The 13020-nt window shown below is 62.0% G+C and carries 15 protein-coding genes; 10 read left to right on the top strand and 5 right to left on the bottom strand.

The genetic code is table 11. The annotated features are described in order from the left end of the window. Positions 1 to 137: 137 nt before the first annotated feature. Positions 138 to 935 carry an SDR family oxidoreductase gene (locus tag ACGLHT_RS27175; protein ID WP_274121111.1) on the bottom strand — a complete coding sequence of 266 codons (798 nt, stop codon included), beginning with the start codon at positions 933 to 935 and terminating at the stop codon, positions 138 to 140. 108 nt (positions 936 to 1043) lie between these two features. Here ACGLHT_RS27175 and ACGLHT_RS27170 point away from each other — a divergent pair, with 108 nt between their 5' ends. Next, entirely contained in the window at positions 1044 to 1988 is a 945-nt protein-coding gene (locus tag ACGLHT_RS27170; RefSeq protein ID WP_137164020.1) for a GlxA family transcriptional regulator, read from the top strand. Positions 1989 to 1996: 8 nt separating this feature from the next. Here the strand turns inward: ACGLHT_RS27170 and ACGLHT_RS27165 are convergent, their stop codons facing one another. Next, positions 1997 to 3319 (bottom strand): APC family permease, encoded by a 1323-nt coding sequence (locus tag ACGLHT_RS27165; protein WP_025339209.1) that lies wholly within the window; start codon positions 3317 to 3319, stop codon positions 1997 to 1999. Between the two features lie 99 nt (positions 3320 to 3418). Then, positions 3419 to 4240 carry a carbon-nitrogen hydrolase family protein gene (locus ACGLHT_RS27160; RefSeq protein WP_137164018.1) on the bottom strand — a complete coding sequence of 274 codons (822 nt, stop codon included), beginning with the start codon at positions 4238 to 4240 and terminating at the stop codon, positions 3419 to 3421. Between the two features lie 162 nt (positions 4241 to 4402). On the opposite strand from ACGLHT_RS27160, the gene ACGLHT_RS27155 reads away from it, so the two are divergent. The 3 genes from ACGLHT_RS27155 to ACGLHT_RS27145 all read left to right on the top strand — a co-directional run bounded on the left by ACGLHT_RS27155 (position 4403) and on the right by ACGLHT_RS27145 (position 6611). Beyond that, the gene (locus ACGLHT_RS27155) at positions 4403 to 5191 is read left to right on the top strand and encodes a LuxR C-terminal-related transcriptional regulator (RefSeq protein ID WP_075045269.1); all 789 of its coding nucleotides are present in this window, start codon (positions 4403 to 4405) and stop codon (positions 5189 to 5191) included. A 205-nt stretch (positions 5192 to 5396) separates the two neighbouring features. Then, positions 5397 to 6050: a dTMP kinase gene (locus ACGLHT_RS27150; protein ID WP_075045268.1), complete on the top strand. Its 654-nt coding sequence runs from the start codon at positions 5397 to 5399 to the stop codon at positions 6048 to 6050. Positions 6051 to 6107: 57 nt separating this feature from the next. Continuing rightward, positions 6108 to 6611 carry a peroxiredoxin gene (locus tag ACGLHT_RS27145; RefSeq protein ID WP_274121110.1) on the top strand — a complete coding sequence of 168 codons (504 nt, stop codon included), beginning with the start codon at positions 6108 to 6110 and terminating at the stop codon, positions 6609 to 6611. Between the two features lie 234 nt (positions 6612 to 6845). Here ACGLHT_RS27145 and ACGLHT_RS27140 read toward each other — a convergent pair whose 3' ends face one another. After that, positions 6846 to 7676 (bottom strand): oxidoreductase, encoded by an 831-nt coding sequence (locus ACGLHT_RS27140; protein WP_274079885.1) that lies wholly within the window; start codon positions 7674 to 7676, stop codon positions 6846 to 6848. A gap of 127 nt (positions 7677 to 7803) precedes the next feature. On the opposite strand from ACGLHT_RS27140, the gene ACGLHT_RS27135 reads away from it, so the two are divergent. Next, on the top strand, positions 7804 to 8694 hold the full coding sequence (locus ACGLHT_RS27135) for a LysR family transcriptional regulator (protein ID WP_137164016.1): 891 nt from the start codon (positions 7804 to 7806) through the stop codon (positions 8692 to 8694). A gap of 165 nt (positions 8695 to 8859) precedes the next feature. On the opposite strand, the gene ACGLHT_RS27130 is transcribed toward ACGLHT_RS27135, so the two are convergent. Beyond that, a complete protein-coding gene (locus tag ACGLHT_RS27130; protein WP_274121108.1) occupies positions 8860 to 10647 on the bottom strand; it encodes a thiamine pyrophosphate-requiring protein in 1788 nt (595 codons plus the stop codon). A 138-nt stretch (positions 10648 to 10785) separates the two neighbouring features. Here ACGLHT_RS27130 and ACGLHT_RS27125 point away from each other — a divergent pair, with 138 nt between their 5' ends. The 5 genes from ACGLHT_RS27125 (at position 10786) to ACGLHT_RS27105 (ending at position 13005) form a co-directional block, all read left to right on the top strand. Beyond that, positions 10786 to 11319, top strand: a complete 534-nt coding sequence (locus ACGLHT_RS27125; protein WP_085589826.1) for a cupin domain-containing protein — start codon at positions 10786 to 10788, stop codon at positions 11317 to 11319. 100 nt (positions 11320 to 11419) lie between these two features. After that, complete coding sequence (locus tag ACGLHT_RS27120) at positions 11420 to 11638, top strand: hypothetical protein (RefSeq protein ID WP_003258752.1); 219 nt, start codon at positions 11420 to 11422, stop codon at positions 11636 to 11638. Positions 11639 to 11656: 18 nt separating this feature from the next. Beyond that, positions 11657 to 11968, top strand: coding sequence for a hypothetical protein (locus tag ACGLHT_RS27115; protein WP_137164014.1), 312 nt, complete (start codon positions 11657 to 11659; stop codon positions 11966 to 11968). 108 nt (positions 11969 to 12076) lie between these two features. Continuing rightward, on the top strand, positions 12077 to 12373 hold the full coding sequence (locus tag ACGLHT_RS27110) for a DUF6555 family protein (protein WP_025339190.1): 297 nt from the start codon (positions 12077 to 12079) through the stop codon (positions 12371 to 12373). A 107-nt stretch (positions 12374 to 12480) separates the two neighbouring features. Continuing rightward, complete coding sequence (locus ACGLHT_RS27105; RefSeq protein ID WP_025339189.1) at positions 12481 to 13005, top strand: hypothetical protein; 525 nt, start codon at positions 12481 to 12483, stop codon at positions 13003 to 13005. Positions 13006 to 13020: the final 15 nt, after the last annotated feature.

The following is a 13020-nucleotide window of genomic DNA, read 5'->3' as shown; positions in this document are numbered from 1 at the left end:
CCGGATTTCAGCGTCAACGCAACAATCGCCGGGGCTGCCATGCAGCCCATCGCGACACAAGGCCGCTCCTACAGGGACAGCGACTGGAGCGCCGTGCTCGGTAACCCCCGCGCGGGCCTTCGACCAGGCAATCAGTTTCAGCTGGCGCTGTAGCGAGGTGCCAGCCGGTTGCTGGAAAGCTCACCGAACAGGGCCTGACGGTTGCTCTCGTAGGTTGTGTAGCGCTGCAGGTCATGCAGGGCAGGGATGGAGATCAGTACCTTGTTGTCGAAGTCCTGCAGGGCGCCTTCGACCAGGTCGTCAACCGACATCACGATACCTGGGTCGAGGTTCTCCACCGGCAAGCCGCCAATCGCCCAGAAGTCGGTGGCCGTGGCGCCAGGCAGCACGGCCTGGACCTGGATGCCGTGTGGCGAAAGTTCCTTGTACAGCGACTGGGTGAAGGCGGTGACGTACGCCTTGCTGGCGCCATAAACGCCATTGAGCAGCTCCGGGACCAGGCTGACGACCGACGAGATATTGATCACTGCACCTTGCTGGCGGGCAACGAAGCCTGGCGTCACGGCATAGGTAAGGCGGGTGAGGGCGGTGACGTTGAGGCTGATCATCTCGGCCATGCGTTCGACATCGCTTTCCAGCAGGGGAGTATGGGTGCCAATACCGGCATTGTTCACCAGCAGGGTGATGCTCGCGTCTTCACGCAACTTGCGCTCGACCCGGGCGAGTTCATCGGGGCTTGCCAGGTCTGCCGGGAAGACTTCGACACTTTGCCGGGTTTCCTGGCTGATGCGGCTGGCCAGTGCATTGAGGCGGTCACGGTTGCGTGCGACCAGCACGAGGTCATAGCCGAGGCGGGCCAGGCGCTCGGCGTATACCGCGCCGATACCCGAGGAAGCGCCGGTAATGAGGGTGGTGCCTTTGTGCGAGTGAGTCATGATTCAAGCTCCAGTGGTTGGGGACTGGGGCCATGATGCGGTAGATTTTCACTGGCTCAAATGACGTATATGGTAGTGTTTCAGGACACTACCAGACGGAGCCCGGTCATGCATCGCATCGGCTATCTGATCACCGAAGGTTTTCAAATCATGGGCCTGGCCACGCAGACGGTGTTCGAGGTCGCCAACCTCGTCGCCGGGGAGGCGTTTTACCGGGTGCAGAACTTCTCGGTAGATGGCGGCATGGTCCGCTCATCGCTGGGCATGCCCATCGAAACCCTGCCGTTGGCTGCACCAGGCCTGGCTGACACCTGGATGGTCAGCGGTACCCTGACCCCCGAGACGCCCCCCGCCGATGAGGTGCTGGCGTGTGTGCAAGGCTTTGTTGCCAGTGCGCGCAGGACCGCCGGGCTGTGTACCGGCACCTTCGTGCTGGCGCAGGCCGGCGTGCTGGACAATCGCCGGGCCACCACCCACTGGGCCTATGCCAAGGCACTGCGCACCCTGCACCCCAAGGTCGAGGTCGACGATGACCGGATCTTCATCATCGATGGGCCGGTCTGGACATCGGCGGGAATGACCGCAGCGCTGGACATGGCGCTGGCCATGGTGGAGAAAGACCTGGGAGCAGAGCTGGCCAGGTCGGTGGCGCACAAGCTGGTGATGCATCAGCGGCGCTCGGGCGGGCAGTCGCAACATTCCGAACTGCTCGCCCTGGCGCCGAAGTCGGACCGCGTCCAGAGCGCCCTGGAATACGCCCGCCAGCACCTGAACCGCCCGCTGAGTGTCGAAGAGCTGGCCGGTGTGGTGAACCTGAGCCCCAGGCAGTTCACCCGGGTGTTCACTGCCGAAACCGGGCAGTCCCCGGCCAAGGCCGTGGAGAACCTGCGCCTGGAGGCTGCCCGCCTGATGATCGAGCAAAGCCGGCACAGCCTGGATGTGGTGGCCAGGGAGACCGGCTTCAGAGACCGCCGGCACCTGCGCGAGGTGTTCATCCGCGGGTTTGGGGTGCCGCCGCAGGCGGTGCGCAGGGATGCCAGGCGAGTGGTCTAGAGGGTCGTTCAGGCTTCCTCGAAATGCATCTCCGGTGGCTTGCGCTTGAAACCACGGGTAATCACGGTCAGGTAGAGCACGCCGAGGCAGAGCCAGCCTGCCCCCAGGTAGATCGCCAGGTGATCGAGACTCGCCATCAGCCACAAGGTGGAGGCAAAGCCCACCAGGGGGAATGCGAGGTACATCAGCAGCGCGTTGGCACCACGCTGCTGCATGGCAACCCAGTAGTGGAAGATCACCGCCAGGTTGACCAGGCTGAAGGCGAGAAAGGCACCGAAGTTGATGAACGAGGTGGAGGTCGTCACATCCATGCGCAAGGCGAGCAGGGCGACCACCCCGCACAGGATGATGCTGGGCACCGGCGTGCTGAAGCGTTCGCTCAGCTTGCCGAAGAATGATCTGGGCAGCACACCGTCACGCCCCATCGCATACAGCAGCCGGGAGGCGCTGGCTTGCGCCGACAGGCCCGAAGTGAACTGGCCGACGATCAGCCCCAGCAGGAAGATGCTGACGAAGATGTCGCCACCGATGTTCTGGGCAATTTCATAAGCCGCCGCGTCGGCGTTGGCAAAGTCGGTGGACGGGTGAGCGAGCTGAACGAAGTAGCTGCAGGCGATGAACAGCCCACCGCCGATCAGGGTGATCAGCAGGATGGCTTTCGGGATGTTCTTGCGTGGTTCCCTGGTTTCTTCGGTCAGGGTGCTGACCGCGTCGAAGCCCAGGAATGAATAGCAGGCAATCGCCGCACCGCTCATGATCAGCGGCAACTGGGTGCCTTCCTTGTAGAACGGCTCGAGTGTCCACAGCGGCACCGTGGGGTCGCCCGAGACATAATGCACCGCGAGTGCAACGAACGCGGCCAGCACCAGCAGCTGGATGAACATCAACAGGCCATTGACGGTCTTGGCCAGCCGCAGGCCGATCACATTGATCGTTGTGGTGATGCCGATGAATGCCAGCACCCAAATGGCTTGTGGCACGCCCGGGAACGCCGAGTGCAGATAGGCCGCGCCAATGAGCCAGATCGCCATGGGCAGGAACAGGTAGTCGAGCAACACCGCCCACCCGGTGATGAAGCCCAGCTGCGGGCTGATCGATTTGCGCACGTAGGTATAGGCGGACCCGGCGACCGGAAAGGCGCGCGCCATGTGGCCGTAGCTCAAGGCGGTAAAGAGCATGGCGATGGCGGCAGCGAGGTAGGCTGCGGGTACCCTCCCTCCCGTGGTCTCGGCCAGGATACCGAATGTGCCCAGGACGATGATGGGGGTCATGTAGGCGATGCCGAAAAGCACCACCGAGCCCAGCGAAAGCGTTCGCTTGAGTGTGGCCATTACTGCTTGCTCCAGCTTGTGATTGTTATTCAGAGTCGAACACGCTGCCGTCCCTGGCGGCCTTGCATTCCAGTAAGAGAGCCTGGAAGGGTGGAATATTCAGGAGGGGATGATCAGTTCGCGAAGGCCGTTGGCGTGCTCGACCTGTTCACCTGGCAGCTGGATGCGGCGCTGGGCGATGTAGGTGTAGTCGCGCCGTGACTGCTGCAGTTGCTCCATGGCCAGCTCGACGGTCATGCGGCACTCGCCACGGCCGGCTTCGCACAGCAACTGGCCGTACGGGTCGACGACGGCACTGCCGCCAGCGAAAACCAGGCCGCCATCACCGTCGCCCACGCGGTTGACCATGACCGCAAAGGCCTGGTTTTCCATGGCGCGTGCGGTGATGGCGGTTCTGTGGGTGGGCCCGTACGGGTCCATGTTGCCGTTGGTGACGATGATCAGTTCTGCGCCCAGCTGCCCCAGGGCGCGGGCGGTTTCAGGGAATTCGATGTCAAAGCAGATCAGCAGGCCGACACGGATGCCTTTGAACAGGGCTGTCGCAAAACGGTCGCCTGGGGTGAAAACCCCGCAGTCCGATGCCCAAAGGTGGGTCTTGCGGTAGGTGAGCGCTACGCCTTCAGGCGTGACCAGCACGGTGGTGTTGTAGAAACGACCGTCGTCTGCGGCTTCGGCCATCCCGACGACCACGGCAACGTTTTGCGCTTGTGCGGCCTGTTGGACTGCCGTGATGCTCGGGCCATCCAGTGGCTCGGCGATGCGGCCGATGTTTTCTTCGGTTGGGAAGCCCATCAGTTGGGTTTCCGGGAAGACCAGCAGATCGGTATCGGCGCCGCAGTTGCCGATCGCCTCGATGGTGCGCTGCAGGTTGTATGCGGTATCGCCATCGCGACCGGCCAGTTGGACAAGCTCTACCTTCATTTCCAATCCTCGACTAACGGCTTCGACCGCCATGCCCTGGCGGCATGGGGTGTAAAAAACGATCCCGGTACAGGTTCGCTCAGCGTAAGCTAGCCCGGATTATGGGGTGGTCATCATGGCGGGGGGTATTACGCCCACGTGGTAACCCAACAGGGGTAGAGGATGAATTTTACGCTGCACGACATCGCCTGGCACCGATCGGTAGGCCAATTGATCGAAACCCTCGACAAGGACCACTTCTGGACAGCCCTGGTGCGGTTGCTGAACGAGTACGTTGCCTGCGACAGCTGGGTTGCGCTGCTGTTTTCCGCAGGGCGCCCGCAGGTGTTCGCCGAATGCCCCAGTGCAGACGGCAACCCTGACCCGCTGTTCCAGGACTACCTGAACGGCCTGTACCTGCTGGACCCGTTCTACGTGGCCAGCCGAGAGGCTGCGGTGTCCGGCCTTGTGCGCCTGGCGGATGTGGCCCCTGAGTGTTTCGAGCAGACGGACTACTACCAGCGCTATTTCCGGCTTAACGTGGTTGCCGATGAAATTCAGTTCAACGTGCAGCTGGATGCGCAGCGCACGCTGTGCCTCTCGTTGGGTAGCAAGCGCCGGTTCAGCATCGAGCAGGTCACCCTGCTGGAACTGTTGCGGCCTTGGGTCACTGCGCTGATGCGCCAGCGGATGACGTTCGAGCGGGAGTTGCTGGAAGAGGCCACCAAGCCCGCGCCGCACTGGCAAAGCCGCATGGAGGACAGGGTCGAGCAGATGGAGTCGCCGCTGACCGGGCGTGAGCTGGAGGTGGGCCGGCTGATGCTCAGCGGGTGTTCCAGCAAAGAGATCGCGCGCAAGCTTGAAATCTCCGTGGAGACAGTGAAAGTGCACCGCAAGCATATGTACAGCAAGCTGGGTATCAAATCGCAGTCGGAGCTTTTTTCGCTGTTTCTTCAGGCCCAGCTGGGTTGATTCCGGCCAACTGCATGCCCCCTCTCATGGGGCTGCACATGACTTGTTGCTTTGGCAGGGACCCTGTGTGTGGGGTTACCCGCGAACACCGGCTTGGCCGGTGCCATCCACCGCGTCGCCTGCTTCGCGGGCATGCCCGCTCCCACAAAGACCGCGCTGGCACCCAGGCCTGCGCTGCATTTTCAGATTCGACTGGTAATCAGAAATGACCCGCCCGCTGTTTGTTTCCATCGATGGGCCCAAGGGCACCGGCAAGACCACGCTTCTGGAGGCGGTTACCAAGGCCCTGAGGGCTGACAACAAGAAAGTGATCCGGCTTTGCGAGAAAAAAAGCGACCCCTACCGGGGAGAAACCATGGCCCTCGTCAACCAACTGGTCAGAAACCCCTCCCGGGACCTGGAATTGAGGGTATGCGAGCGCTTCGCCGAAAGCCGTGCCTGGATTTCCCGACATGTGCTGCCGAGGCAGCCAGTAGACAGCATCATCCTGATTGATCGCTGGTACCCGTCCGATGCCGCATTTCGCCGCAGCGTGGCGTTCGACGAGATCCTGCGTCTGAACCTCGAGCGAAATGTGCAAGTGCCCGATTTGCATGTCGGCGTTGTCACGGCCCCTGATACTTCATGGGCAAGGGCCGCGGCACGAACGCGCGGGTTGGGTAGTACGGTGATCCATAGCCTGGACGAGCAGGTTGCCTGTACCGAGGCGTTCGAACGTGCGGTAGCGGAACACGGCTGGGTACTGTGCCGTAATGAAGGGGCCATCGAGGATGCAACAAGGCAGGTAGTGGCCGAGATCGATGGCGTGCTTCAGTGTGTTGATCGGGCTGGGGGCTGGCCTGTTCGCGGTGGTAGCTGACGTACACCGGAGGATGCTGCATCATGCCTGGCCATTTACCGCCCCAGGGAGACAGCGATGATCAAGACCGGCGATACACTGCCCGACGTAACGCTTTACCAGTACAGCAACGGCGAGGGCGGTTGTGCGATCGGCCCGAACGCGTTTTCCCTGCACGAGCGCTGCAAGCAGAAAAAAGTGGTGATCTTCGGCTTGCCTGGTGCCTTCACGCCAACCTGTTCGGAGCGGCATGTCCCGGGCTACGTGGCTGCGGCCCAGGACCTGTTCGCCGCCGGGGTTGCCGAAATTCTCTGTGTTTCGGTCAATGATGCATTCGTCATGAATGCCTGGGGCGCGAGCCTGCAGGTGGGCGAGGAGGTCAGGATGATTGGCGATGGCAATGGTGAGTTCAGCGAGGCGCTGGGCCTGATCCAGGACCTCTCGGCGCGCGGCATGGGCCGGCGTTCGCAACGCTATGCCATGTTGGTCGACGACCTGGTGGTCAGGCACATCGCGGTTGAAACACCTGGCAAATTCGAGCGCAGCGACGCTGCGAGCATGTTGGCTGTTTGTAAGCCCTGAAGGCATACACAGGTCCTGTGGGAGATTGCCCAGCCCTTTGGGCCGCGCTGTCGCACAGATAACGGAGTTCGCAAGCGATCCTCGTACCCTGTGGGAGCGGCTTTAGCCGCGAAAAATCCAACGCGGTGCATGGCACCGGCTGCGCCGGTGTTCGCGGCTAAAGCCGCTCCCACAGGGTCCCTGCTAATTCAATGAGTTATGTGCAGTTCTATGGGAGCGCATGCGGTGTAACGGCTACGCGGCAAAGTCGGTAGAGAGCGACAGGTCCCGCCACTGGGCCAGTTCTTGCTCGACCGCGCTGTTCTTGGCCTCGATGCGCGCGACTGCGTCGCTGCCCAGCGCCAGGCGCAGTGGCGGGTTCGCTGCATTGGCCAGGGCCAGCAGGGCTTCGGCCAGCTTCGCAGGGTTGCCGGGCTGGGCATGATTGGCCGCCTCGGCGTAGTGGCGCATGACGCCAACGGTGGCTGCGTAGTCAGGCAACTCCAGGGCTGTCTTCACCAGCGATTGGTCATCCAGGAAGTCGGTACGGAAGAAGCCCGGCTCGACCACCGTCACCTTGATCCCCAAGGGGGCCAGTTCCTGGTGCATCGCTTCGCTGATGCCTTCGACTGCGAACTTGGTCGAACCGTACACCCCCCAGCCCATGTAGGCCTGGTAGCCGCCGAGCGACGAGATGTTGATCACGTGGCCACTGCGTTGGCGACGCATGTGGGGCAGTACGGCGCGGGTTACGTTGAGCAGCCCGAAAACGTTGGTGGCGAACAGCCGTTCGGTTTCGCTGGCGCTGGTTTCTTCTACCGCGCCGAGCACGCCAAAACCGGCGTTGTTGACCAGCACGTCGATTTGCCCGAAATGCTTGATGCCAGCAGCGACCGCCGCAAGGGCGTCCTCTTCGCGGGTCACATCCAGCCGCACGGCCAGCAGATTCGGGTGCCGGCCAAGGCGAGCCTCGATGTCTTCCGGGTTACGCGCCGTTGCGATGACGGCGTCACCCGCTGCCAGGGCCTGTTGGGCGATCAGGGTGCCGAAACCGCGGGAAGCGCCAGTAATGAGCCAGGTACGCATGTCAACTCCTCCTGTATCCGACCCTGCACCATGCGGGCCTTCTCGATGAGTTGAGCGAACTTTAAAATCTGCGGATTGATGTGATAATCCCATGAATATTACATAGGCCTTTGAGTAGCTTTCAGCAATGAAGCCAACCAGCACCGCCGACCTGTCCCTGTTCCTGTGCATTGCCCGCCACCTGAACTTCAGCCGCGCGGCGGTCGAGCTGGGCCTTACGCCTTCGGCCCTCAGCCATGCGCTGCGGGCTTTGGAAACCCGTCTTGATGTTCGCCTGTTCAACCGCACCACGCGCAGTGTGGCGCTTACCGAGGCCGGGGAGCGTCTTTACCAGAGGCTGCAACCGGCCTTTCGGGACATCGCCGACGCGCTGGAGGACCTCAACAACTTCCGCGACAAACCGTCAGGCAACCTGCGCATCACCGCCGGGCGCGCCGCAGTAGAGCTCGCACTACTGCCACTGGCCAATCGCTTTCTGCAGGCGTATCCGGATATACGCCTGGAAATCGTCAGTGACGATGCACTGGTCGACATGGTGGGCACCGGCTTTGACGCCGGCGTGCGCCTGGGGGAGCGACTCCAGGCGGACATGGTTTCGCTGCCCATCGGCCCTTACCTTCGTTCGGTGGTGGTAGCGGCGCCCGCGTTCTTTGATCGATATCCTGTTCCACAGCACCCGCAAGACTTGAAGCAGCTACCTTGCATCGGGCACCGCTTCCCTGGTGGCGCACTTTATCGATGGGAATTCGAGCGCGGGGGCGTGCAACTGGAGGTCGATGTCCAGGGGCCCTTGGTATTGGGTGACGTCAGCCTGATGCTGGCGCCTGCCTTGCAAGGGCTCGGCCTGGCCTATGTGTTCGAAGACATGGCCAAGGAGCACCTGGAGCGTGGCCATCTGCAGCAGGTGCTGGGGGACTGGTGTCACTACTACCCGGGGCTGTATCTGTACTACCCGAGCCGCCGCCAGGTGCCTGCGGCGTTGCGGGCCTTCATCGAGTTCGTACGGGAGCAACGCTAGCGTGAGCGTGGCTTTTGGAGGCAGGTAGGGAAGGGCTAAACTGGCGCCAGTTCCAGCGCGTTTCGCTTTGCCGTCGCTGCCTGCGATGCCATATGCCAAACCACTGTTTCAAGGGTATTGGTGTTTCGCCGGGCAGATGTGTAAGGCCCCGCTGCCGCGCACGTCTCATTTCTTGCCCGGCAATACCGAACCGAGAACTTGCCTGGCCGTCTGCACGATGACCCCAGCCTGGTCCGGGTCGCCCTTGAGCAGGCTGCTGGCGAACTTCTTCGCCTGTTCAAGCTTGATGTGCGGCGGCAAGGGCGGTACGTCCGGATCGGTCTTGAACTCGATCAACACCGGCCGGTCAGCCGCCAGGGCTCGCTCCCAGGCGTCGGCAATGTCTTCTTCGCGTTCCACATAGATGCCTTGCAAGCCGATGGAGATGGCGAACAGATGGTAGGGCACATCAGGAATCGTCTGTGAGGCCTCGAACTTGGGGTCGCCCTCCATTACCCGTTGCTCCCAGGTCACCTGGTTGAGGTCTTCGTTGTTGAACACCGCGCAGATCCACTGTGGGTTTTCCCACAGGCGCCAGTACTTGGCGACGGTGATCAGCTCGGCCAGGTTGTTCATCTGCATCGCCCCGTCACCCACCAATGCCACCACGCTGCGCCGCGGATGGGCGAACTTGGCGGCGATGGCATAGGGTACCGCCGCGCCCATGCTGGCCAGGCCACCGGACAACGAGCACTGCATGCCCTGGCGTATCTGCAGGTCGCGGGCAAACCAGTTGGCGCAGGACCCGGAGTCGCTGGTGACGATGGCGTGGTCGGGCAGGCGAGGGGAGAGTTCGTGCACCACGCGCTGGGGGTTGATCGGGTCGGCCTTGACCAAGGCGCGTTTCTGCAAGGTCTTGTCCCAGTCTGTGCGCCAGCCTTCGACCTTGTCGCGCCAACGGCGCTCGGTCTTGTGTTCGAGCAATGGCAGCAGTGCCCGCAGCGTTTCGCTGGCGTCACCGACCAGGTTGACCTCCATGGGGTAGCGCAGGCTGAGCATGTCTGGCTGCAAATCGATCTGCACGCCACGGGCCTGGCCTTCCTCAGGCAGGAACTCGGCGTAGGGGAAGCCGGAACCGATCATCAGCAAGGTGTCGCATTCGCTCATCAACCGATAACTCGGTTCGGTACCTAGCAGCCCGATGGCGCCGGTGACCCAGGGCAGGTCGTCTGGCACTACGGCCTTGCCCAGCAGCGCCTTGGCCACGCCTGCACCAAGCGTTTCAGCTACCGCGATCACCTGTTCGGTGGCTTGCAGTGCACCGGCTCCGACCAGGATCGCCACTTTTCGTCCAGCGTTGAGTACCTCGGCGGCACGTTGCAGGTCCCGCTCGAAAGGCACCACCCTGGGCCTGCTGTAGCCGATGCCGGAATGCACCGTGCCATGGGCTTTCGGTGGTTCGTGGTAGGGCAGGTCCTGCAGGTCGTTGGGCAGGATGATGGCGGTGACCCGGCGTTCGCCGACGGCGGTACGTACGGCGCGATCGAGCAAGTGGCGCACCTGTTCCGGGGTCGAAGCCTGCTGGACGAAGGCACCTGCGACGTCCTTGAACATCGACAGCAGGTCCAGCTCCTGCTGGTAATGCCCGCCAAGCGCTGCTCGCGCCTGCTGGCCGACGATGGCCAGCACTGGCTGGTGATCCATGCGCGCGTCATACAGGCCGGTAAGCAGATGTGAAGCGCCGGGGCCGGAGGTGGCAATGCACACGCCCAATTCGCCGGTGAACTTGGCATGGGCGCTGGCCATGAAGGCTGCCATTTCCTCGTGGCGTGCCTGGATGAACTGGATCTTGCCCTCGGCCCGGCTCAACGCCCCGAATACCCCGTTGATGCCGTCGCCGGGGTAACCGAAGATGCGCCGCACCCCCCATTGATACAAGCGCTCCACCAGAAAGTCGCCTACCGTGCTGGTCATTGCCTTCTCCCGTCCTGTGACCGATAGGGTCTGGACTTGGCGCGGATCGGGAAAGTTTCAAGCGTGTGCGCACTGGTCTACCGACTGGAACCTTGCATGGGCCATCGGGTTCGCAAGTGAACGGACAACAGGATCAGGATGCTCGACATGAATGCGACAGACACTGCGGGTGCCACCGTGCAGACCTTGTATTTCAAGGACGACGGCGCAACGCCGAACAGCCGTTTCCCGGTATTGCTGTACCGCTTGCAACTCAACCCGTCGCAAGACTGCGCCAGTGCCTTCGAGGCGCTGTTCACCGCACACCAGTGGGTGCCGCTGTGGCGCGGCGGGATCTTCGATTACCATCACTTCCACCCCAATGCTCATGAAGTTCTGGGCGTCGCATGCGGCCGGGCGCGGGTGACGCTGGGCGGCGAAGCGGGGCAGACAATAAGCGTGAAGTGCGGCGACGTACTGGTACTGCCGGCAGGAACTGGCCATCGCTGCGTCGAGAGCAGCGATGATTTTCTGGTGGTCGGCGCCTATCCCAAGGGGCAGGAAAACTACGATATCCAGCGCCCAGAAAGCGCAGCGCACCAGCAGGCGCTGGCGCGAATCGCTTCCGTGCCCGACCCCGCACAAGACCCGGTCAACGGCACGCGTGGCGCCCTGATGACGGCCTGGCGCTGAGTTCCTGAGCCGGTCGTCGTCGCTGCTGAACGGCTGCACTCAAGCCAGGATCAATCGAGCTGAGTCGCCCGATTTCATTCAGCCAGCAGGAGTTACAGCGATGGCCAAGTACCTGTACCTGATCAGCTACATCCTCGACAACCAACCCGGCACCTGCGAGTTGCGCAGCGACCAGGAGGACCTGAGCCGCGAAGCGGCGCGCGATTACCTGCAAGGCATGCACCGCAACGAAGCGTCATCTTTCACTGACGTGCAGGTGCAGCGTCTTGAGCACGACCATGAGCCAGGTACATCGCCGGGGCATTATCAGCAGCCATGAAAAGGTGAGGGCTGGCAGATGAAACGAAGAGGTGAAACCTACAGACGGTGGTGCGACCCGATCCTGCACCATCAAACACATGAAGAAACGCTCGGCACCGGCACCTGCCTGGAGGTGCAGACACGCTTGTCACGCACAGGCGCCACGCAGTTGTTCATCGGTGTCTATCGCACCGACGGTTCCGTGCTGTGCGAACGGATCTACGACCAGCGCGCGGGGGAAACCATGAGGCGGGCGCTGCTGTGGGGTGTGGGGTATGCCCGGCGCGTCGCGGGTGAGGGCGAGGCGTTGCGTGGCGAACCGGCTGGAAGCGCTGCAGCGTCTGGCTGAACGCTTGCGGCACCGCCGTGGAAAAGAGCGATGACCAACCAGTCAAAATAAATGAATCTTTTTACACGTTGCTCGCTCCATTAGTCTGAATTGGTGAAGGAGAGTGCAATGGCTGGACAGCAGTTGTATGTGATCGAGTACGAGCTTCATGGGGAATTTCGCACCTTCATCATCCGGCTCGAGCGTATGGACAACGCCGAAGCCTGGCACTGGGCAAGTTGCGATGCCGGCGTGGGTATCATCCCGCGGTTCGGCCAGCACAAGATCAAGAAGGTCAGCCGGCCGATGGCTGAGCGCTACGGCATCAACAATGTGCGCTGGCGGGTATCGGGCGACGGGCCGGAGTTCGTCGCACCGACCATTGATGTAAAGAAATTCTCCAATAGCGGTACCGGCGGTACCTGAAGCTTGATGTGACCAGGGCCTGCCTGAAATCCTCAGGCAGGCCTTCACTCATGGGTTCGCTTCTCAAGTTTCGAGGCACCATCATTCTCACTTTCAGGAGCCAGTACGTGCCGCGAATCATCACTCCAGGCACCCCTGAACACGAGATCAGCGAGCGGAACGCCCGCATGTTCGGTTCGCCAAAAGAGCGCCTTGATTTCTACCGCCGTGAAATCCAGTACGAAACCAGCATCCTCGCCAACCGCACAGACGCCTATCTCGCCGCGCAGTCGTTTCTGGTGATCGCGTTCGTATCGTCGATGGGTAACCTCAATCAGAGCTGGGGCGAGATGTTCACGCTGGTGGTTCCGCCGTTTCTCGCATTGCTGGGCGTGTTGAGTTCACTCAATGCGTGGCCGGGCATTCGCGCGGCCTACAAGATCATCGAGCACTGGCAATTGAAACAGAGCCACCTTCTGCGCAGCGAGCCACTGATGGGGCTGGCATATGACGAATCGCCACTGTTCAGCGAGGCGGAAACCTCCCTGGCCGGGCACCGCAAGTCGTTGTTGTTTTCGCTGCGTACACCTTGGATATTCCTGGTCTTCTGGATGATTCTCGGTATTTACGCGGTATTCATCCAGCTGGCCTGAGCAGCGCGGCTGCAT

This window comes from Pseudomonas sp. PsB, assembly GCF_043658375.1.
GTDB lineage: Bacteria > Pseudomonadota > Gammaproteobacteria > Pseudomonadales > Pseudomonadaceae > Aquipseudomonas > Aquipseudomonas putida_Z.
This window is presented reverse-complemented; position numbering and strand designations above follow the sequence as displayed.